The 19734-nt window shown below is 52.5% G+C and carries 17 protein-coding genes; 11 read left to right on the top strand and 6 right to left on the bottom strand.

The annotated features are described in order from the left end of the window. Positions 1 to 106: 106 nt before the first annotated feature. The 4 genes from BLR08_RS14880 to BLR08_RS14865 all read right to left on the bottom strand — a co-directional run bounded on the left by BLR08_RS14880 (position 107) and on the right by BLR08_RS14865 (position 2540). The gene (locus tag BLR08_RS14880; protein WP_072330409.1) at positions 107 to 589 is read right to left on the bottom strand and encodes a P-loop nucleotide/nucleoside kinase family protein; all 483 of its coding nucleotides are present in this window, start codon (positions 587 to 589) and stop codon (positions 107 to 109) included. Between the two features lie 45 nt (positions 590 to 634). Further along, positions 635 to 1081 (bottom strand): CDP-alcohol phosphatidyltransferase family protein, encoded by a 447-nt coding sequence (locus BLR08_RS14875; protein WP_143014386.1) that lies wholly within the window; start codon positions 1079 to 1081, stop codon positions 635 to 637. A gap of 101 nt (positions 1082 to 1182) precedes the next feature. Beyond that, positions 1183 to 1752 carry a class I SAM-dependent methyltransferase gene (locus BLR08_RS14870; protein WP_083537072.1) on the bottom strand — a complete coding sequence of 190 codons (570 nt, stop codon included), beginning with the start codon at positions 1750 to 1752 and terminating at the stop codon, positions 1183 to 1185. An 86-nt stretch (positions 1753 to 1838) separates the two neighbouring features. Beyond that, positions 1839 to 2540, bottom strand: coding sequence for a TVP38/TMEM64 family protein (locus tag BLR08_RS14865; protein WP_072330414.1), 702 nt, complete (start codon positions 2538 to 2540; stop codon positions 1839 to 1841). Positions 2541 to 2714: 174 nt separating this feature from the next. Here BLR08_RS14865 and BLR08_RS14860 point away from each other — a divergent pair, with 174 nt between their 5' ends. Together BLR08_RS14860 and BLR08_RS14855 are read left to right on the top strand one after the other, a co-directional pair. Then, a complete protein-coding gene (locus BLR08_RS14860) occupies positions 2715 to 3413 on the top strand; it encodes a response regulator transcription factor (protein WP_072330416.1) in 699 nt (232 codons plus the stop codon). Further along, on the top strand, positions 3406 to 4761 hold the full coding sequence (locus BLR08_RS14855) for a histidine kinase dimerization/phospho-acceptor domain-containing protein (protein WP_072330418.1): 1356 nt from the start codon (positions 3406 to 3408) through the stop codon (positions 4759 to 4761). The genes BLR08_RS14860 and BLR08_RS14855 overlap by 8 nt, the downstream gene beginning before the upstream one ends. Positions 4762 to 4972: 211 nt before the next feature. On the opposite strand, the gene BLR08_RS14850 is transcribed toward BLR08_RS14855, so the two are convergent. Together BLR08_RS14850 and BLR08_RS14845 are read right to left on the bottom strand one after the other, a co-directional pair. Continuing rightward, complete coding sequence (locus tag BLR08_RS14850; RefSeq protein WP_072330420.1) at positions 4973 to 6790, bottom strand: ABC transporter ATP-binding protein; 1818 nt, start codon at positions 6788 to 6790, stop codon at positions 4973 to 4975. Then, a complete protein-coding gene (locus BLR08_RS14845) occupies positions 6783 to 8519 on the bottom strand; it encodes an ABC transporter ATP-binding protein (protein WP_072330422.1) in 1737 nt (578 codons plus the stop codon). Before BLR08_RS14845 ends, BLR08_RS14850 begins: the two co-directional genes overlap by 8 nt. Before the next feature lie 129 nt (positions 8520 to 8648). Here BLR08_RS14845 and BLR08_RS14840 point away from each other — a divergent pair, with 129 nt between their 5' ends. From BLR08_RS14840 to rpoN, 9 genes are all read left to right on the top strand, one after another. Further along, positions 8649 to 9488: a MerR family transcriptional regulator gene (locus tag BLR08_RS14840; protein ID WP_072330424.1), complete on the top strand. Its 840-nt coding sequence runs from the start codon at positions 8649 to 8651 to the stop codon at positions 9486 to 9488. Between the two features lie 274 nt (positions 9489 to 9762). Further along, the gene (locus tag BLR08_RS14835) at positions 9763 to 12480 is read left to right on the top strand and encodes a sigma 54-interacting transcriptional regulator (protein WP_072330426.1); all 2718 of its coding nucleotides are present in this window, start codon (positions 9763 to 9765) and stop codon (positions 12478 to 12480) included. 178 nt (positions 12481 to 12658) lie between these two features. Beyond that, on the top strand, positions 12659 to 13141 hold the full coding sequence (locus BLR08_RS14830; RefSeq protein ID WP_072330427.1) for a PTS sugar transporter subunit IIB: 483 nt from the start codon (positions 12659 to 12661) through the stop codon (positions 13139 to 13141). 18 nt (positions 13142 to 13159) lie between these two features. Then, the gene (locus BLR08_RS14825) at positions 13160 to 13573 is read left to right on the top strand and encodes a PTS sugar transporter subunit IIA (protein ID WP_072330429.1); all 414 of its coding nucleotides are present in this window, start codon (positions 13160 to 13162) and stop codon (positions 13571 to 13573) included. Between the two features lie 51 nt (positions 13574 to 13624). Then, the gene (locus BLR08_RS14820; protein ID WP_072330431.1) at positions 13625 to 15208 is read left to right on the top strand and encodes a PTS system mannose/fructose/sorbose family transporter subunit IID; all 1584 of its coding nucleotides are present in this window, start codon (positions 13625 to 13627) and stop codon (positions 15206 to 15208) included. Between the two features lie 16 nt (positions 15209 to 15224). Next, positions 15225 to 16316, top strand: a complete 1092-nt coding sequence (locus tag BLR08_RS14815; protein ID WP_072330433.1) for an SIS domain-containing protein — start codon at positions 15225 to 15227, stop codon at positions 16314 to 16316. Positions 16317 to 16352: 36 nt separating this feature from the next. Further along, positions 16353 to 16616 (top strand): HPr family phosphocarrier protein, encoded by a 264-nt coding sequence (locus BLR08_RS14810; protein ID WP_072330435.1) that lies wholly within the window; start codon positions 16353 to 16355, stop codon positions 16614 to 16616. Between the two features lie 24 nt (positions 16617 to 16640). Continuing rightward, positions 16641 to 18311, top strand: coding sequence for a phosphoenolpyruvate--protein phosphotransferase (ptsP, locus tag BLR08_RS14805; protein ID WP_072330437.1), 1671 nt, complete (start codon positions 16641 to 16643; stop codon positions 18309 to 18311). An 83-nt stretch (positions 18312 to 18394) separates the two neighbouring features. Beyond that, the gene (gene rpoN, locus BLR08_RS14800) at positions 18395 to 19726 is read left to right on the top strand and encodes an RNA polymerase factor sigma-54 (protein ID WP_083537076.1); all 1332 of its coding nucleotides are present in this window, start codon (positions 18395 to 18397) and stop codon (positions 19724 to 19726) included. Positions 19727 to 19734 lie beyond the last annotated feature (8 nt).

The following is a 19734-nucleotide window of genomic DNA, read 5'->3' as shown; positions in this document are numbered from 1 at the left end:
TCGAAATAGATCCAGCAAGTTAATAAGGAGAGCCATCAGAATATGACGGCTCTCCCTTTTACAACTTTCAACTATCGTACCAGATAACGTAACAAATTGTCTCGTATTATCTTTGAGGATAAACGTAACTATATCCGAGCTCTTCTGGAAACAGAGGCTCAAAAATGGTTGTCCACTCTTTAAGCTTATTCGCTGGAATGTAAACGATCCCTTGTGGAAGTTGAGCATTTCTGTCAGCAAGCCGTGTAAACAGAACCTCTTCAGAAGCGTCTAAAAAGTGAATTCTAAAATCAGCACCCAATTGTGACGCTCGCAATCGCATATCGTCTCGTTGGCTGCGTACCCAGCATCCGAAGTCTAAAATAACATCTACTCCGAGCACTAATACCCGGGCGGCGACTTCCCAAAGCATGGATTCTACAAAATCGTGTCTTTTATCGCGATTCTCATCATCAAGATCCTGGCCATATAATCTGGTGTGCCATTCATCGGGAGTAAGACGAAGTGCCGAGTATCTCTGTTCGAGCTGCCGAGCAAGGGTAGTCTTTCCGCTACACGGGAGACCAACCGTTAGGTGAAGTGTTGCCAAAGCTATCACCTCCAATTTTCCGGTTCGATATGTCGATCCTGCTCCCTACCTCATCATATAAAACCGAGGAATGTTGATTCGACTTACCATCAGATAGCAAATCGAAATGATGATCAACACCTTCATCTCCCACTGAAAAGGCAGTATTGCGAGTAAAGTTAATAGAAGACCGGCAGCTTGTATGGGCAAGCCGGTATAACAATTTGGATTGCTAGTGGTAGTGATGTTATAGCGAGCAAGCCGCAAGGCACCGCAAATAATAAATAGTGAAGCTAAGAGCAGCGAGAAAGTCGGGAGTTTAAGGACAGGATAAATAATGATAGATGGAGCTGCACCAAAGGAAATTAGCTCAGATAGCGAGCGATAACTTTTGCCAATCTCACTGATGTTATGAAATCGCTCCCCAATCGTGCACCCAAGTCCAGCACATAAAGCTGCAATCCCGACACAGATAACAGCATGAACGAACTTGCCGTGAAATGAGAAGATCATGGATATCACACCTGAACTTAGAACAGCCGTAGAAAATATTATCGAGACGAATCGAAAATGCAATGATATCACTCCTTAACAGGTGGGACCTAGTTTAAAAACTATCGACTGATACTGCAATGTAATATATAAGCTGGAGGTATGTTTTTTATTTCACTTGTTATCTCAATTTTCTTAAAATAGGTTGAGAAGAGTCCCTTCTTAGTTGTCGAGTATTGACAAGTTATAAAGCTGCTGGTCGGTAAAAAATGTTTTTTTGTAACATAAAGAATGCTTGTAGCCTCTTGGATCGGCATATTTGTTAGGGGAATACTAGAAATGACATAATCGAGCCACGGGATATTATGTTTTATCAAATATTCCTCCATACATTTGGGAGACTGATTGATAACAAGTAAATTAGGTTCACCCCTATATTTTTTTTTAAGTAAATCGCAAAACTTCTTATTATTCTCAAAGAGCATAAGCAAAGTATCTTTTTTCCTGGCTTTTATCAATTTTTCAGTTATTACTCCGGTTCCTGGGCCATACTCTGCAAGATACTTGGCCTTGTCGAAATCGATTTTTTCGATCATTTTTTCCACTACATATTTTGAACTAGGAAGAATAGCTCCTATAGAATTTGGATTCTTGATGTATTGGCTCAAGAATAGCAGCATCTGTGATTGCACGTTCGTCCCTCCCCACACCTTATATCGACTTAGCCTGTAACACCCGCTAATAATGTATAATAGGGGAGAAACAGGCTTCCGTCAGTTCAGGATACACCCTCGCTTTTGTTAAACCGCGAAAGTTTGTGAATCAACTTGTCTTTATAGATCAGTCCTAAGATAAAGGACAAGATGGCCACCGCGGATATGATAATTGTGGACAGATAATTTTTGTTGTACATGTTCGCTCCGATGCTGACGGAGGCCAGCAGCCAGGGAAATCTCGCTACAAGCAAAATAACGAAAAACCTCAGAGGCTTAATGGGAGTTAATCCCGCGGCGTATATGAACATATCCTTGGGAAGCCCTGGTATGATGAACACGATGAACAGAAAAACGGAAAACTTTTTATTGTCGAGCATGTCGGCTATCCATTTAAATTTGCTCTTGTCCAGCAGCTTCTGGACATACTTCCCTCCCAAAAACCGGGTAAAATAAAAGGCAAGCATGGCCCCCGCCAGCAAACCGGCGACGGTATAAATGGTCCCTAACGTCACCCCATAAATGTATCCCCCGGCAATTTGAATCGCTTCTCCAGGAATAGGGGCAATGACGGTCTGCAGGATCTGAAAAAATATAAATCCAATGGGGCCGGCTTTTCCTAACGAAAGGATATAATTGCGGAATTCATCGATGGATAACGTAACCTTCAGCATTTGTGGGAAGTAACGGATCACCAGGATCGCTAAAATTAGCGTAGCAACTGTCAAGATCACTTTATAAACTAGTTGTTTTTTTGCATTCTTCACGCCATGTTTCCTTTCTGCTTATTGTGCCCTAATGTATAACCTGATTATAGATCCTGGTTCTTAAGAAGCAGCCAAAGGAGATCTTAATAATTCTTAAGTGCCATCGCAAACATAGTTTATTCCCAGCCAGCACAGTATACTTAAGGCATTGCTAAACACTTTGGAGGAGAATGGATGAATACGGATACGAAAATACTTATTGCTGACGATAACCAGGAAATACGGGAGATTGTCCGTGTACTGCTGGAGAGTGAGCGCTACCAAGTGATAGAAGCTGTAGACGGGGATGATGCAGTTTCTAAGGTGGATGAAAACGTGGATTTGATTATTCTGGATATTATGATGCCGGGAAAATCCGGGTTTAAAGCCTGTATTGAGATTCGCGAAAAAACAAGTGCTCCCATTTTATTTCTGACGGCCAGAACAGATGATTCGGACAAGTTCATGGCGTTTTCTGCCGGAAGCGATGATTATCTGTCCAAGCCGTTTTCATATACGGAATTAGTGTCCAGGGTGAAGGCCTTGTTGAGGCGGTACTATGTCTATAAGGGGAAGGATAAGCTGGTCCAGCCTGATATTATCATCATTAACGAGCTGCAGTTAAATACGATGACCAACGAGGTTAGTGTGGGGGGCAAGGAGATTTCTCTTACTGAAATTGAGTATAAAATCCTGCTGCTCATGGCAAAGTATCGGAAGAAAATATTTTCCGCCCAAAATCTGTACGAAAGTGTCTGGGAGGAGCCTTATTATCATAGCTGCAACAATACGGTTATGGTTCATATCCGGAACTTGAGGATGAAGCTGGAGCATAATCCCCAGTACCCGGAGTACATCAAAACGGTATGGGGAAAGGGGTACCGAATTGAATAGGAAGCTCTTTAAGGGAAGGCTGAAATTTAAGCTGATAGTGGCCCTGGTCCTTTCTCTCTCCCTTTCCATGGGTTTATTTGCTTTGCTTCAAGGCACAAGTGAGGATATTATCGTCAATCATCTTAACAAAACCTCCTTTATCACCAAGCAGCAGCAGGAGACGATTACAGAATTCCGGATATTCGTTACCCAGAATGCGATCACAACCGCAGACCATGAGAAAATAAAAAACTGGGTCCGTCACGCAAAATATATAAACATCTTCATTTTTCATGAGAACAAAATGATATTTTCCACGGATGGCTTCGAGACTGCCATTGAAGGCAACGAGTATCTGTTCGATATTACTCTGAAGAATGAGCCCTTCTATGATGTTCAATTCGCCGATACGAATACCAAGGTGTACATGGAATCTTATTTCGAATACAAGTACTATAACATCATCATGTTTTTTAATGTAATGGTAAGTGTTATATTCCTGGTCTTATTAATATCCGTTTTTATCAGTTGGAAAACCTCCTATATCGGTGTGCTTGAAAAAGAAATAAAAATTCTGGAGGGTGGCGAACTCCATTATCCGATCTCCATCCGTGGAAATGATGAACTCTCCTCCTTGGCGGAAAGTATAAATGAAATGCGGGTTTCTTTTTTGGAGCGCCTGGAATGGGAGGATGCTGCCAAAACCGCCAATAAGGAACTCATTACGGCCATGTCCCATGACCTTAGAACACCGTTGACGGCACTGGTCGGATATTTGGACATTATCATTCACAAAAAGTATAAATCCCAGGACGATTTCTTGAAGTATATTCGTAACAGTAGGGAAAAGGCTTATCAGATCAAGGAGCTCTCCGACAAATTGTTCGAATACTTCACAGTGTTTAAGACGGATGAGGACGATATGCAACTAGAGACCTTTAACGGGAATGAATTAATAAACCAGCTGATAGAGGAGGGATTGTTTAACCTTCAGAATAACGGATTTCAATACCAACTCAATACCTGCGCTGAACGGTTTAACTTGGATGTCCATCTGATTTCCATGCGCAGAGTATTTGATAACCTGTTCTCGAACATTCTCAAGTATGCGGATAAATCGAAGCCCATTGTCATCACTAGCTATATGAAGGACCGGCTATTCGTAATCAGTATTGAAAACCATATCAATAAGGAGCTCCTGATGGCCGCCGGCACCGGAATTGGTATCAAGACCTGTAAACGGATTATGGAGAGGCAGTACGGGCATTTTTCTGTATCAAATACGCAAGATGTTTTCACTGTCCATCTCTCTTTAAAAGCAGCATCCGTAACTCAATCACCTGGACCGGCAGGATCTAGCCAAGCTTGAGATGCAGCCATACCAAAAAGGACGTCCCACCGCGTCGCGGTTACGGGACGTCCTTCCATGCCAAGCTGCCCGGATGTTCTTCAGTGCTTTCTGCTTCAGCATTCAGGTTTCCGTTTTTACGATCCCATAGCTCATGCCTGTTTCGTTACCTACTCTATATTTATCGTTGCATGGATGCGTTGATGCATGAGTTGATGCTTGAATGTGTATGTTAATCCAACTCAAAGGCACCTGTGTACAATTGATAATAGGTCCCTTTAGCCGCCAGCAGCTGCTCGTGATCCCCGCGTTCCTTAATTTGGCCTTTTTCAAGAACCATAATGGCATCGGAATTTCGTACGGTAGACAAGCGGTGGGCTATCACAAACACGGTTCGGCCCTCCATCAGGTTATCCATACCCTTCTGGACCAGCGCTTCTGTTCGTGTATCGATGGATGATGTTGCTTCATCCAGAATCATGACGGGCGGATTGGCAATCGCCGCTCTGGCAATCGTCAGCAGTTGACTTTGTCCTTGTGACAGTCCGCTGCCGCTTCCATCGAGCTGTGTTTCATACCCATCCGGCAAACGTTCAATAAAACTCGCTGCATAGGACAGCTTCGCAGCCTGAATCACCTCTTCGTCACTGGCTTCCAGCCTTCCGTAACGAATGTTCTCAGCAACCGTGCCCGAGAACAGATGAGTATCCTGCAGCACAATTCCCAGAGAACGGCGCAGATCGGCTTTTCGAATACGCTGAATATTAATGCCGTCGTAGATGATCTCACCTTCTGTAATATCGTAGAAACGATTCAGAAGATTCGCCACAGTAGTCTTGCCCGCACCAGTGGCACCTACAAACGCAAGCTTCTGTCCAGGCATCGCATATAAAGTTATATTTTGAAGCACCTGTTTCTTCCCATCATACGTAAAGCATACATCCTTGAATTCCACCTTGCCTTTCAGAACGACGGTGGACCCGTCTTCCTGCCTCCAGACCCATCCGGCCTGATCCCGGTTTTTCTCCAAGGTCACACGACCTTCATCGGCTTCGGGCATTTCATCCATCATGTTAAATATCCGCTTTGCCCCTGCGATAGCCACGACAAACATGTTGACCTGCGAAGAGATTTCAGCAATGGGCATCGTGAAATTACGGGACAAGCTCAGAAAGGCTGCGATACTTCCCAGAGTTAGACCGGCATTCCAGCCCGATAGGGCCATAGCCCCGCCGGCGATCGCCACAAGCACGTAGATCAAAGTTGATAGATTCTCATTGATTGGCATTAGGATATTGGAGTATTTGTTGGCTGTCACCGAGTTGTCAAACAATTCATCATTCAAGCGTGCAAACTCTTCCATAGCTTTTTGCTCGCGGCCGAACACCTGCACCACTTTTTGCCCATGAATGATCTCCTCGATATATCCATCCACCACACCGATCGATTCCTGCTGCTGGAAAAAGTGCTGGGTTGCCTTAGTACCCACGGTTTTGGTAATCCAGAGCATAGCAAGTGCGCCTAGCACAACCACGATCGTTAACGGCACATCCAGATACAGCATCGTACCGAGAACGACCACCACTGTCACCGCAGTGGACAACAGCTGGGGCAATCCATCCGTCAGCATCATGTTCAGTGTGTCCACATCGTTCGTGTAATGACTCATAATATCCCCGTGAGCTTTACGGTCAAAATATTTAATCGGCAACTTCTGCATGTGATCGAATAAGCGATCACGAATCCTCTTCATAATGTGCTGTGAGGTGGTAATCATCAGCCTTTTGGAGACAAACGTACTAATGACTCCAGCAGCGTAGATGACAGCCAGAATGATTAAAGCCTGCAGCAAGGCGTCAAACACTGGATTCTGATTTCCGAGCAACGGCGTAATAAAGTCGTCGATCAGCAATTGCAGAAAGGCCGCTGAAGCGACAGAGACGGCGGAACTAACCAGAACCAGGATCAGCGCCAATGCCGTTCTGAATTTGTAATAGTTAAAGTAGGCCAGCAGACGTTTTATCGTCTGACCGTAATTCATGTTATCCATCCAGTGCTTCACCGCCTTTCGTCTGTGTATAATAAGCCTCTTGATAAATTGTATTTCTGCCCAGCAGTTCCTGATGGGTTCCGATATCTACCATCTTGCCTTCATCCAGCACGACAATCTGATCAGCATCTTCAACAGAGGCAATACGCTGGGCAATTATAATTTTGGTTGTATCCGGTATGCTTTCCTTGAAAACGTTGCGGATTAATGCGTCGGTCCGTGTATCTACAGCGCTGGTGGAATCATCCAGAATCAGAATCTTCGGTTTTTTGAGCAAAGCTCTGGCAATACACAGTCTCTGCTTCTGACCTCCCGAAACGTTAGTACCGCCTTGTGCCAAATGAGTGTCATATCCATCCGGAAACGTGGAAATAAACTCATGTGCCTGCGCCGCTTTGCACGCTTCAATCAACTCTTCATCGGTCGCATTTTCATTGCCCCAACGCAGGTTCTCCTTAATCGTGCCTTCAAACAGGACGTTTTTTTGCAATACCATCGCGACCTGGCTTCGAAGCACACTTAGATCGTATTCCTTCACATTGACTCCGCTGACAAGGACTTCACCCTCACTGGCATCATATAGACGTGGAATCAGCTGCACCAGGGTGGACTTTGCACTGCCCGCAGCTCCAATAATACCGATCGTCTGTCCCGATGCAATGCGCAGATTGATGCCAGACAGGGCATAATTCTCGGCTTTATCGGAGTAACGGAAGGACACCTTACGGAATTCAACCTCTCCACTGCGCAGCTCTGTAACTGGCGATTCCGGACTGGTAATGTCCGGCTGTTCACTAAACAGATCATGAATCCGTCCCGCCGAAGCGCGAGCAATGGCAACCATAATAACTACGAGGCCCAGGGTCATCAAACTCATTAGAATTTGCATGGAATACGCGAATATACTCGTAAGCTCGCCGGTAGTCATGCTTCCACCCACAACCAGTTTGGCTCCAATCCATGAGATGATCAGCATCACGGCATACAGCACAATTTGCATCAATGGAAGCTCGTACGACAGAATGCGTTCCGCCTTAACCATTTGTGCAAATATCCGCTGGGATACGGCCTGAAACTTGGATACCTCACGCTCTTCTCGCACATAGGATTTCACGACCCGAATGCCGCGTACGTTTTCCTGAACAACTTTATTCAGATCATCGTAACTGCCAAAGGCACGCTCAAAAATCGGAAAAGAATACTTCATGATGATGATCACGCCAATGGCCAGCACAGGGATAACAATCATGAACCAGGAAGCAATGGACGGGCTGATGCGATACGTCATAATCGTCGCAAAAATCATCATCGCCGGACTGCGGAAGGCAATCCGGATAATCATCAGAAATGCATTTTGCACATGCGTAATATCCGTGGTCAGCCTGGTGACGATACCTGAGGTTGAGAATTTATCCATATTGGAATACGACAGCTGCTGCACATGACGAAACAGGTCGTAACGCAAATTTTGGCCAAACCCCGACATGGCAATCGCAGAATGCTTACCCGCCAGCGCCCCAAAGACCAGAGACACAAGGGCAAACAACACCAGAATCAAGCCGTACTTCAACACCTGATTCATCTGCCCCCCCGTGATCCCCTGATCAATCAATTCGGCCATAAACAGCGGGATAATGACTTCCATGGCCACTTCACCAAGTAAAAACAAAGGCGTCAGCCACGTATCTTTTTTATATTCCCGTACACTTTGCAATAATTTCCTTACCATAAGCATTCTCCTCATTTAAAATAAACACCCTGATCGGCGATCTAAAAGTAGACTGACGATGAGAACAGATGTATCATACACTGTACAGTAACTATACAGTCAATCTACTTTTTTAACCTGGGGGTACTTATGCATCCAAATGAATTGTTATCCATTAGTGATTTTTCCAAGCTGTCCGAGGTTTCACGCAAAACCCTCATTTACTACGACCGCATTGGTCTGTTCAAACCTGCCTTTGTGGCGGATAACGGTTATCGCTATTACAGCCACAGCCAGTTTGAAACGATCGGCGTTATTCATATTTTCAAAGAGCTGGGCATGTCCCTGGAGGAAATTCAGCAGCATCTCGGTGAGCGTTCTCCGGAAACTACCCTTCAACTGCTGCGTAAACAGGAGGAAAATCTGCAGCTGCAGATCGCCAAACTGACTCGGGCGAAACAAATGATTATTCAGCGTGCGGAAAATATAGAGCAATCCATGCACCTGGACACCAGCCAAATGCATGTCATCTGGCAAGCCAAGACACCTCTACTGCTGAGCCGCCGAATCTACTCATCCAAAAAGGAGTTTCCGGAGGAGCTCTGGGAGGATTTTCGGGTGCGGCTGAACAAGGAGCATGCGCCGCTTGGTTACCCCAATGGGGTCATCATTCCCAAAGATGATCTGCTGAAGCAGGATGGAGACATGATCTCCCATATGTACTGCTATATGACCACAAAACATTATAAACAGGAATATATGCCGGAAGGATTCTACCTTGTTTCGTACGCCAGAGCGGACTACGGGGATACCGAGAAAATTTATCCGCAAATCTTTGATTATATCGAGAGAAAACAATACATCATTAAGGGAAATGCTTACGAAGATTACATGCAGGATGAAATTGTAATACAGCAAGCCGATGATTATCTGGTGAGGGTTATGGTCCACATTGAGGAACCAAAAGATAGCCATCCCTTAGGAGGATAGTTCATAAAATAAGCTGCCTTTCCTCGAATAAGCCCAGGGAAAAGTAGCTTTGATGGAACGATACAGAGACTTTTCGTGTCGAAAATCGTTGTGAAAGCGCGGTAATGTTAAAATTTCCGGAGATGGCAGTGTTGTAGAGAACCGTGAAAGCGGTATATAGTCAAAAAAAGCCATGATAACCGGGTCCGGAGAACGATGTGTTTGCCCGGCCTTGGTTGGCGCGGGACTCATGGGTCAGTCCATAGCTTAGTCGTGGGATAAGGGAGGGAATAGAATGCGCAAATATCGGATTTTGGATACAATTCGCCAGCTCGGGGCATTCGGCGAATCGGCGGGAGTGACGGCCGAGGAAGCGGCCAAAGCCTCGGGCATTTTGCGGCATAACGCCAGCGCGGACTTGAACGAATTATGTAGGGAAGGTCTGCTTCATAAAAGCGGAGGACGGCCGGTCCGCTTTTGGTTGGCCGGCGATGAGGCGCTAGCGGGGCTTGCGGGCGGTGAAGCGGCGAGGCCGGAAGGCACGGGAGGAGGACAGACCTCCTGCTTCGACCAAATTATCGGGGCCGCCGGCAGCCTGCGCACCGTCGTCGAGCAGGCGAAGGCGGCGATGCTCTATCCGCCCAGAGGGCTTGCCGCCTTAATCGTCGGCCCGACCGGAGCGGGCAAAAGCCATTTGGCCGGCATCATGTACCAATATGCGATCCAGGCCGGGCGGTTGAATCCGTCCGCACCCTTCAACGTGCTGAACTGCGCGGATTATGCGGCCAATCCTCAGCTCTTGCTGGCGCAGCTGTTCGGCTATGTGAAGGGGGCGTTTACCGGGGCGGAGAAGACGACGCCGGGCCTTATCGCCGAGAGCGAGAACGGCATCCTGTTCCTGGACGAGATTCACCGGCTGACGCCGGACGGACAGGAGATGCTGTTTTTATTAATGGACCGCGGGGAATACCGCATGCTGGGGGACGGAGGCGCTCTGCGCCAAGCGACCGTTACATTGATCGCCGCTACGTCGGAAGATCCGCACTCGGCGCTGCTGACGACGATGCTGCGGCGCTTTCCCGTTATGATCACTATTCCCGATCTGAACGGCCGCCCGCTGGAAGAGAGGCTCGAGCTGATCGAGTTGTTTTTCCGCGAGGAGGCGGTGCGCGTCGGCGTGGCGATCTCGGTCAGCCCGCTCGTTCTGGTAGCGCTGCTGACGTTCCGCCCTGTAGGCAACATCGGAGAGCTGAGAAGCGCCGTGCTGCTTGGCTGTGCCAAGGCGTTCCTGAATTATATCGCGGGTGGCAGCCATACCGAGGCGATGCCGCTATATTTGACGCATCTGGCACCGCATATTCAGCTGAATTATTTGCGCAATCATATGGATACGTCCAAGGCGGAAGCGATGATCGGCGTGGAGGACCGGATGTACGCTCCGGAGCAAGGGGCGGCCGCAAGTGCCCCGAAGGGCGAACGGGCGACGCTCGATCTTTACAGCGAGCTGCGCTGGCGCATGAACGGCTATTTGAACAGCGGCCTGGACCATGAGGAAGTTCAGAAGCTGATTCAGGTCGACGTCGATTACTATTTGCGGCGGCTGCTCGGCCGGCAGGCGGACGCTCCGGCATTGCAGGAGCAATTTCTCGTCGTCGTCTCCGATTTCATCGAGGAGGCAGGAAGGCAGCTCGGCTACGTCTTTGGCCCGCAGGCGGTCACGGGAATCGCCCTGCATTTGGCGTCTACCGATGCAGCGAGCAGTCCCGGCGCGGATCGGATTATGGATCTGGTCGCGCACTGCCCGCGAGAATACGGCGTGGTCCGCTCCCTGGCGGGCCGGCTGGAGGCAGGGCTCGGCATCACGCTGTCGCCCAGCGAAGCGGGCTTCATTTCGCTGTTTTTGGCGACCCATCGCAAAAGCAATCAGGAGCCTGCCGATGTGAAGGTGATGGTCATCGCACACGGCGACCATACGGCGACGAGCATGGCAGCAGTCGCCAACCAGCTGCTCGGGGAGAAGCGCGTTATCGGCGTGGACATGCCCCTGAATGCCAGCACGGACGACACGCTGCAGCAGGCGCTGCAGCGGCTTCAGGAGGCGGGCAATTCGAAGGGCGTGCTGCTGCTCGTCGATATGGGATCGCTGACCGGATTCGGCCGGTATCTCGAGCGGGCCGCCGGCATTCCGGTCGAAGTGGTGCCGTTGGTCACGACTGCCGCCGTCATCGAAGCGGGGCATTTGGCCGGACGCAGCGATGTCGATCTGGCTTATATGGTGAAGGCGGTCAAGCAAGTGTATTTGGACGATACCGATCTTCGGCCAACACAGGATGGGAAGCGGGTCATCATTACGACGTGCCTGACGGGCCAGGGGACGGCCCGCAAACTGGCCGCTTTCCTGCAGGAGGCGCTGCCGGCTCCGCTGCGCGGCGAGGTGTTGGTGCAGCCGGTTAATCTGGACAGTGGCTCGGATATCCCGGAGCTGCTGGTGGAAGGCTGGCGCGGGTCCGTCATCGCCGCCGCCGGCACGGTTGATCCGCACCTGCCCGGGGTTGCCTTTATCGGCATGGAGCAAATCTTGTTCGGCAAAGGCATCGAAACGCTGATCTCCCTGGCGATGGGAGACATTGAGGACGATACGGTGTCCGAGGCGATCACTCGCGAAGGGGCGGTGGAGCTGGCCAAGCGCTACGTCATCGATTCTGTCGAAGGTGCGGAAGGTCAGCGGTATGCGGCCGCGGCGGAGAAGGCGCTTGCGCAGCTGGAGGAGCTGCTGGGGCGGCACGTCAGCCCGAGCAAGGCGGCGCGCTGGACGATCCATCTGGCTTTCGCGCTCGAGCGGATCGCGACGGACGGGCCGGTATTGGAATGTGCGGAGCTTGTGTATCTGGAGGAGCATCACCGATTTTTGCTCGAACTGCTGGATCAGGCCGTACAGCCCGTCTGCAGGGAGTGGCCGATGACGATGCCGCGGCACGAGATCGGATTTTTGGCGCAAATTATTTTATCGTAAGACACTGTAAGGCGATTTTTCTGTTAGTGTCTTGAGTGGCGAAGGCAAATGTCTTCGCCACTCGCTGTTTTTGCCGCGAGAAATCGTTAGTGTCTTGGCACGATTCTTGCTTGTATTATTAACGAAAGGTAAATACAGCTTTCCGGCTGTTCATTTTCAAGAGGAATGGGGAGTTAAGATGAAGATTGTGCTGGTTCGGGTGGACGACCGTTTGATCCATGGCGAAGTGGCGGTAGGCTGGACGAGAATTTTGGGAGCGACCCATATCGTCGTCGCCAACGATCAGGCGTCCACCGACAACACGCAGAAGATGCTGCTCAAGATGGCGACGCCGGTCGGCGTGAAGTCGACGGTGCTGTCCGTCGCTGACGCCGCTCAGCAGCTGTCGGCGGCAAAGTTCAAGAACGATAAGGTGTTGGTGCTAGTGCGCGATCCCCAATCGCTGCTCGGGCTTATGGAGGGCGGACTAAACCTGGAGCAGGTGAACGTAGCCAACGTGCGAATGGCGGAAGGGCGTCAGCGGATTACGAAGGAAGTGGCTGCTTCGCCGGAAGAGATCGCGGCATGGAAAGAGCTGGACCGCCGGGACGTTAAGCTCGAAGCGCGGCTTTTGCCTGGCAGCGCGCCGAACGATTTCGGCAAAATTATCAGATCCTTGTAGGACGGGGGGTACTTCATTGTGATCGGCATATTGGTTGTGACACATGGCCAGCTGAGCAAGTATTTGTTGGAAACCGCTTCAATGTTCGTCAGCGATACCGCGTTGGCATTGGCGATAACGTTTACTTCGGGGCAAGGGGGCGAAGATCTGGAGGCGGCGGTGCGCCGGGCGGTCGCCGACATGGGAGCGACGGACGGCATTCTGGCGCTGGTCGATCTGCCCGGCGGCACGCCGGCCAAGGCGGTGGCGGCTTTGATTCCGGAGTATGAACAGCTTGAAATCGTCACCGGGGTGAACGTGCCGATGCTGGCCGAAGCGCTGATGTACCGGGAAAGCATGAGCTTGTCGGAGCTCGTCGGCCAAGCGGTGCTGTCGGGGACAGAAGGTATTCTCGACGTGAAAAAGATGCTCCAGCTGAATGAAGATATGTAAACCGATTCGCCGAACGGCTTTTGCAAATCAATCACAGGAGTGATAGGACGTATGTCAATCGTAACAGCGCTTTTGTTGTCTTTATTAGCAGGCTTTGCCTACTTATCCCGGCGCTTTCTCGGCGATCTGTATCTTGAACGCCCTATCGTGCTGGCGCCGATTGTCGGTCTTATCCTCGGAGACCTGCACACCGGCCTGATCGTCGGCGGAACGCTGGAACTGATTTTTATGGGCGTGACGAACGTCGGCAACTCGATCCCTCCGAACTATACGATCGGCGGCGTACTCGGCACGGCGTTCGCCATTACGTCGGGACAAGGGCTTGAGACAGCGCTCTTGATCGCTATCCCGGCGGCTCTGCTAGGCGTCTTCTTCGAGATGATCGCCAAGACGATTTGCGTGATGCTGCTGGGTGTCGCGGACCGCATGGCTGACCGGGGGAACGATCGGGGGCTGGCGCGCCTCTTACATGTGGGGAATACGGTGCATTTTCTGTCCACTGCGATTCCGACTTTCATCGCGCTCGTGCTGGGTAACGCCATCGTGCAGACGATCGTGGAAAGCATCCCGGTCTGGCTGAAGGACGGGCTGACCGTCGCAGGCAACCTGCTGCCGGCACTTGGCTTCGCCCTGCTGCTGAGCGTGCTCGCGACGCCGAGCCTGTTCCCGTTCTTCTTCATCGGCTTCCTCATCGTCGCTTATATGAAGATGGGCATTCTCGGCGTAGCGGCGCTCGGGCTTTGCATCGCCCTCGTCATGCAGACTCGCCGCAACGACATCGAGGAATACGCCGATATGGAAGCGGAAGCGGCGGCAACCGCCTCGGCAACAGGCGACATCTTTACGAAATCCGACATCCGGAGGGTCTATTTCCGGTCGTTTGCGATCCAATCCGCGTTCAGCTTCGACCGGATGCAGGCGTTCGGTTTCGTTTGGGCGATTCTTCCCATGCTGCGCAAGCTCTATAAGGACAAGCCGGAAGAATTCAAAGCGGCGCTCAAGCGCCACCTGATCATCTACAACTCGCACTCCTGGCTTCCAGGGCCGGTGCTGGCGCTAACCCTTGACCTGGAAGCGAGAAAAGCGAACGGGGAAGAAATCGACGATCAAGCCATTCAAGGGCTTAAGTCTGGCCTGATGGGTCCGATCGCTGGCGTTGGCGACTCGATGTTCAACGGCACGCTGAAGCCGATGCTTGGCGGCGTCACGGCGGCGCTGGCCTTGCAGGGGAACGTGCTGGCCCCGCTGCTGTTCTTCTTCGGCACCAACATTGTCCATGTGCTAGTACGCTGGTACACACTGAACAAAGGCTTTGCGCTGCGTGAGCAGTTTCTGGCAGTCATGGCTTCCGGCCAAATTAAGAAGATGATGGAAGCGGCTACAATTATGGGACTCATGACGGTCGGCGCCCTGACGGCGACATGGCTGAAGGTAGCGACGCCGATCGCCTATAAAATGAAGGAAACAACCATTTCGGTTCAGACGATGCTCGACGGCATTATGCCGAAGCTGCTGCCGCTGGCCGTCGTCATGATCGTGTTTTGGCTGATCCGCAAGCGAATGAAGACGACGACGCTGATGTTCGGGCTCATTATCGTCGGCCTTGTGCTCGGCGCGCTGAAAATTTTCAATTAAAAGGAGATGCATTTCTATGACAACGACCATTGAACTAATCGATTACGTATATGAGCAGCCTGCCATGTTAAAAAGTATTGTGGACAACCGCAAGGAGCTGTTGAAATCGTTTATCGAAGGCTTCCGGCAACATGAGGTGTCCCGCATCGTGCTTACGGGCTCGGGCTCATCCTACAATGCGTCCATGTCGTCCAGACATTTTATCGCCAAGCTGCTTGGGATCGAAACGCAGGTGGAATACGCCCATACGTTTGCCCAATATACGCATGTGTACAATAAACAGACGCTGGTGTTCGCCCTGTCGCAAAGCGGGGAAAGCACGGCCGCGGTCGAATGCGTGCAAAAAGCGAACGAGCTCGGGCTGTTCTCGGTAGCGATCACTTCTGGAGAGGGCAGCCTGATCACCGAATTCGCGCAAAACCAAATTATCGTGCCTTCGGGCGAGGAAAAAGCCGGAGCGACGACAAAGGGCTACACGGCGACGCTGCTTACGCTGTTCCTTATGGCGATTGAGACCGCCCATGCGACGGGCAAGCTGCCGGAGGGCGAATATAACCGCTACATCGATACCTTGTACAAGATTATTGATAACATGGCACACACCATCGCGGCGGCCGAGGAATGGTACAAGGAGCATAAAGACGAGCTGCTGGCGGCGAAAAACTATATCTTTACCGGAGCCGGCGACCATTACGGCACGGCGATGGAAGCGGGCCTGAAGTTTCTGGAAACGTCGCGCATTCCCGTGACGATCTACGAATTCGAAGAATTTATGCACGGACCGTACAATGCGATCGACGAGAACAGCTACATTTTCTATATGGGAGCGCCAGGGCAAGATTTCGACCGGATGATGATGCTGACGGACTATTTTGCCAAAATTACGTCCCACGGATTTGTCGTTACGAAGAGCGGCGGGGAACAGCGTCCAGGCTCGCTTGCGCCGAATTTCGTCAACGATGAGGAGCTGTCGCCGATCGAATATATCGTGCCGATGCAGGTGCTGTTCTTCCGCGCAGCCAAGGAGCGTGGCGTCAACATGAGAACGCCCCGGTACGTCGATTTTCATCCGTCCATGAAGAGCAAAAGACGACTGAGATTTCTATAAGATAAAAACAACAACGGATAAGGAGTCGAGAGACCGATGGAACGCGAAGTAAGGGTTAACCATGCTGAAGGGCTGCACGCCCGCCCCGCTGCCGACATTATGAAGCTGGCGGGTCAGTACCAAAGCCGCCTCTCGGTTGTACACGGGGGCAAATCGGCTAACGCCAAGTCGATGGTCAGCCTGCTGCGGCTCGGCGTCCAGCAGGGACAGAGCGTCGTGGTTCGTGCCGAAGGGCCCGACGAGGAGGAGGCGCTGACTGCGCTTGCCGATTTTCTTGAGGATGCCGCGCGCAGCCTGTAGCACCCGATAAAGAGGAGGACACCTATGAAATTGTTGGGAATCGGCGCATCGAAGGGGATCGCCGTCGGTCCAGTCAAGGTCGTGCAGGAAGCCCCTTTATTTGAGCGAAGGACAGTTTCCGAGGAAGAGAAAGCGCGGGAGCGGCAGCGGATCGCTCCGGCGATGGAGAGAGCCCGAAGCGAGCTGCAAGCGCTGGAAAGCCGGGTCGCCGAGGAGCTGAGGGAGATGATCGCCGCTCAGCTCTCGCTGCTGGACGATCCGGAGATAGCGGATGAGATCGAAGCCCGCTTGGCGGAACGGAAAAATGCGGAATGGGCGGTTGAGGAAGCGGTCGAATCGATCGCAGAGGCGATCGCCGCGCTCGACGATCCGTATTTGCGGGAGCGTGCGGCGGATATCCGCGATTTGGGCAAACGGATCGTCGCGGCGTTGCTCGGCCTGGACGCGCCGGGCATCGCTTTGCAGGAGCCGGCCATCCTGGTGTCCAAAGATTTGAGCCCGTCCGATACGGCAGGGCTGGACGCTTCGCTCGTGCTCGGCTTTGCCACCGAGCTCGGCGGGCCGACCTCCCACTCGGCGATCATGGCCCGTACGATGGGCTTCCCGGCTTTGGTCGGCGTCGCCGGACTGCTCGAATCTATGCAGGGCGGGGAAACGATCGTGCTCGACGCGGAGCGAGGCGAGCTGCTGATCGATCCGCCGGATGCGGTTCGCGCCGCCTACGAGGAGCAAGCGGCAGCGCAACGCCGCCTGCTGGCCGAGCAGAAGAGCAAGAAGGATTTGCCCGCCGTCACGACGGACGGCCACCGGGTCGAGCTGGCTGCCAACATCGGCGGTGTGAAGGACGTTGCTCCCGCGCTGGAGTGGGGGGCGGAAGCGGTCGGGCTGTTCCGCACGGAGTTTCTGTATATGGAGCAGAACAAGCTCCCCGATGAGGAAACGCAGTTCGCCGCTTACCGCCAAGTTGTGGAGCAGCTAGCGCCCCGCCCTGTCATTTTCCGCACGCTCGATATCGGCGGGGACAAAGGGCTTCCATACCTCGAACTGCCGAAGGAAGAGAATCCGTTCCTGGGCTATCGGGCCTTGCGGTTTTGCCTCAACCGGCCCGAGTTGTTTAAAACCCAGCTCCGCGCGATCCTGCGCGCCGGAGCTCAAGGCAAAGCGCGCATTATGTTCCCGATGGTGGCGACGCTTCAGGAATGGCGCCAGGCGAAGGCGTACCTGCGCGAAGCGGCGGACGAGCTCGGCCTGTCGGAGCTGCCCGAGACCGGCATCATGATCGAAATTCCGTCCGCGGCGATCATGGCGAGCGCTTTCGCGGAAGAGGTCGATTTCTTTAGCATTGGCAGCAACGACCTGATCCAATACACGATGGCGGCAGACCGCGGCAATAAAGAGGTCAGCTACCTGTATCAGCACCTGGAGCCGGCCGTGCTGCGGCTTGTGTCGCAGGTGATTGAGGCGGCGCACGGCGCCGGCAAATGGGTCGGCATGTGCGGTGAAATGGCCGGCGATCCACAGGCGATTCCGCTGCTCGTCGGACTCGGGCTCGACGAATTCAGCATGAGCGCAGCGTCGCTGCCGAAGGCCAGGGAACGGATTCGCGACCTGTCGCTGGAGGACTGCCGCAAGCTGGCCAGGTCGGCGCTGGCGTGCCGCGACGCGGCGGAGGTAAAACAGCTGTTGCAAAGGTAAAGGCTAAAGGGGACAATGGTGGGGGAGGGTGCGGAAGCGTTTCTTCCCCTGGCATTAATTTCGCGTGCAGGAGGGTGACAAGCATGACGCTGATGCAGCCGAACCTCATACAGGGGCAATCTATGCGGTTGACCGCAACCCCGCGTATGATCCAAGCGATGACAATGCTGCAAATGTCGGCTATGGAGCTCGCGCATTATATCCAGGATCGGGCATTGGAGAATCCATTTCTGAATGTGGATAGCGACGCCGAGCTGCCGGACGGCAGGGATGCGGCTTGGGCCCGCCACCCGGCAGGAACAGCCGCAAGCGGCATCGACGGCTTCATCGACACGATGAGCGCAGGCTCGGATTCGCTCGAGGCTGAGCTGCTGAGCCAGCTTCGCATCCGGGGTGTCCAAGGCCGCATTTACAAGCTGGCCGCTTATTTGGCCGGCAATGTGAACGAAGCGGGATATTTGGCTGTCTCCTTGCAGGAAGCGAGCCTCGAGCTCGGCGCGTCCGCAGCCGAGCTCGAAGCGGCGCTCCGCGAGCTGCAGGCGTTGGAACCTGCGGGCGTAGGCGCGCGCACGCTGCAGGAATGCCTCGAGCTGCAGATCGCCAGAGACGCTGCCGCCGATCCGTGGGCTTATGCGGTCGTTTCTCGCTTTCTTGACGAGCTGGCAGGCGGCAGGCTGCAGCGGATTGCCGAAGCCCTAGCGATCCCCGTCGAACGAGTGAAGCAAAGCCTTGCTTATATCCGTACTTTGAATCCACGGCCCGGGGCGTCTTATGGCCATCAAGCGCCTCAGTATGTTGCGCCGGATGCGGCCATCAGGTGGGAGCGCGAGCGCTGTGCCGTCGTCTTAAACAAACGAAGCGTTCCGAAGGTGGTGGTTCATCGTGCCCACGCCCAGCTCGTGGCGCTGAACGACCATCCGGCGGTTCGGCGGTATGCGCGCGAGCATCTGCAGGAGGCGGAATGGCTCGTCCGCTGCGTCGAGCAGCGAAAGGCGACGCTACTGCGCGTCGTCGAAGCGGTCGCCGGCGAGCAGCTTTCGTTCCTGGAGCAGGGCCGGGCGGCCTTAAGGCCGATGAATTTGCGCGCGATCGCGGACAAGCTCGGCGTCGACGAATCGACGGTTAGCCGGGCAGTCAGCGGCAAATACGTACAGACCCCGCACGGCATTTTTGAACTGAAATCGCTATTTACCAACGGGCTGCAGACCCAATCGGGCCATGCGGCGTCGACGGAAAGCGTCAAGGAGCGAATTCGCCGGGCGATTGCCGAAGAGGACGCTTCCCGCCCTCTGTCGGATCAGCAAATCACCGATCTGCTCGCCGGGGAGGGCATTCGCATTTCCCGCAGAACCGTTATGAAGTACAGGGAAGAGCTGCGGATCTTATCCTCCAAGCTTCGTTCGCGGGCCAAGTAAAAGAAAGA

The organism is Paenibacillus sp. cl123 (genome assembly GCF_900101595.1).
Lineage (GTDB): Bacteria > Bacillota > Bacilli > Paenibacillales > NBRC-103111 > Paenibacillus_G.
Note: the sequence above shows the minus strand (reverse complement) of the source record. Positions and strands in the feature narration are given on the sequence as shown.

What these genes read in the sequence shown, in the direction of transcription:
- BLR08_RS14875 (WP_143014386.1), bottom strand. Translation starts at nt 1,081, where the DNA reads ATGATCTTCTCATTTCACGGCAAGTTCGTTCATGCTGTTATCTGTGTC.
- BLR08_RS14860 (WP_072330416.1), top strand. Translation starts at nt 2,715, where the DNA reads ATGAATACGGATACGAAAATACTTATTGCTGACGATAACCAGGAAATA.
- BLR08_RS14850 (WP_072330420.1), bottom strand. Translation starts at nt 6,790, where the DNA reads ATGGATAACATGAATTACGGTCAGACGATAAAACGTCTGCTGGCCTAC.
- BLR08_RS14845 (WP_072330422.1), bottom strand. Translation starts at nt 8,519, where the DNA reads ATGGTAAGGAAATTATTGCAAAGTGTACGGGAATATAAAAAAGATACG.
- BLR08_RS14840 (WP_072330424.1), top strand. Translation starts at nt 8,649, where the DNA reads ATGCATCCAAATGAATTGTTATCCATTAGTGATTTTTCCAAGCTGTCC.
- BLR08_RS14835 (WP_072330426.1), top strand. Translation starts at nt 9,763, where the DNA reads ATGCGCAAATATCGGATTTTGGATACAATTCGCCAGCTCGGGGCATTC.
- BLR08_RS14830 (WP_072330427.1), top strand. Translation starts at nt 12,659, where the DNA reads ATGAAGATTGTGCTGGTTCGGGTGGACGACCGTTTGATCCATGGCGAA.
- BLR08_RS14820 (WP_072330431.1), top strand. Translation starts at nt 13,625, where the DNA reads ATGTCAATCGTAACAGCGCTTTTGTTGTCTTTATTAGCAGGCTTTGCC.
- BLR08_RS14815 (WP_072330433.1), top strand. Translation starts at nt 15,225, where the DNA reads ATGACAACGACCATTGAACTAATCGATTACGTATATGAGCAGCCTGCC.
- BLR08_RS14810 (WP_072330435.1), top strand. Translation starts at nt 16,353, where the DNA reads ATGGAACGCGAAGTAAGGGTTAACCATGCTGAAGGGCTGCACGCCCGC.
- ptsP (WP_072330437.1), top strand. Translation starts at nt 16,641, where the DNA reads ATGAAATTGTTGGGAATCGGCGCATCGAAGGGGATCGCCGTCGGTCCA.
- rpoN (WP_083537076.1), top strand. Translation starts at nt 18,395, where the DNA reads ATGACGCTGATGCAGCCGAACCTCATACAGGGGCAATCTATGCGGTTG.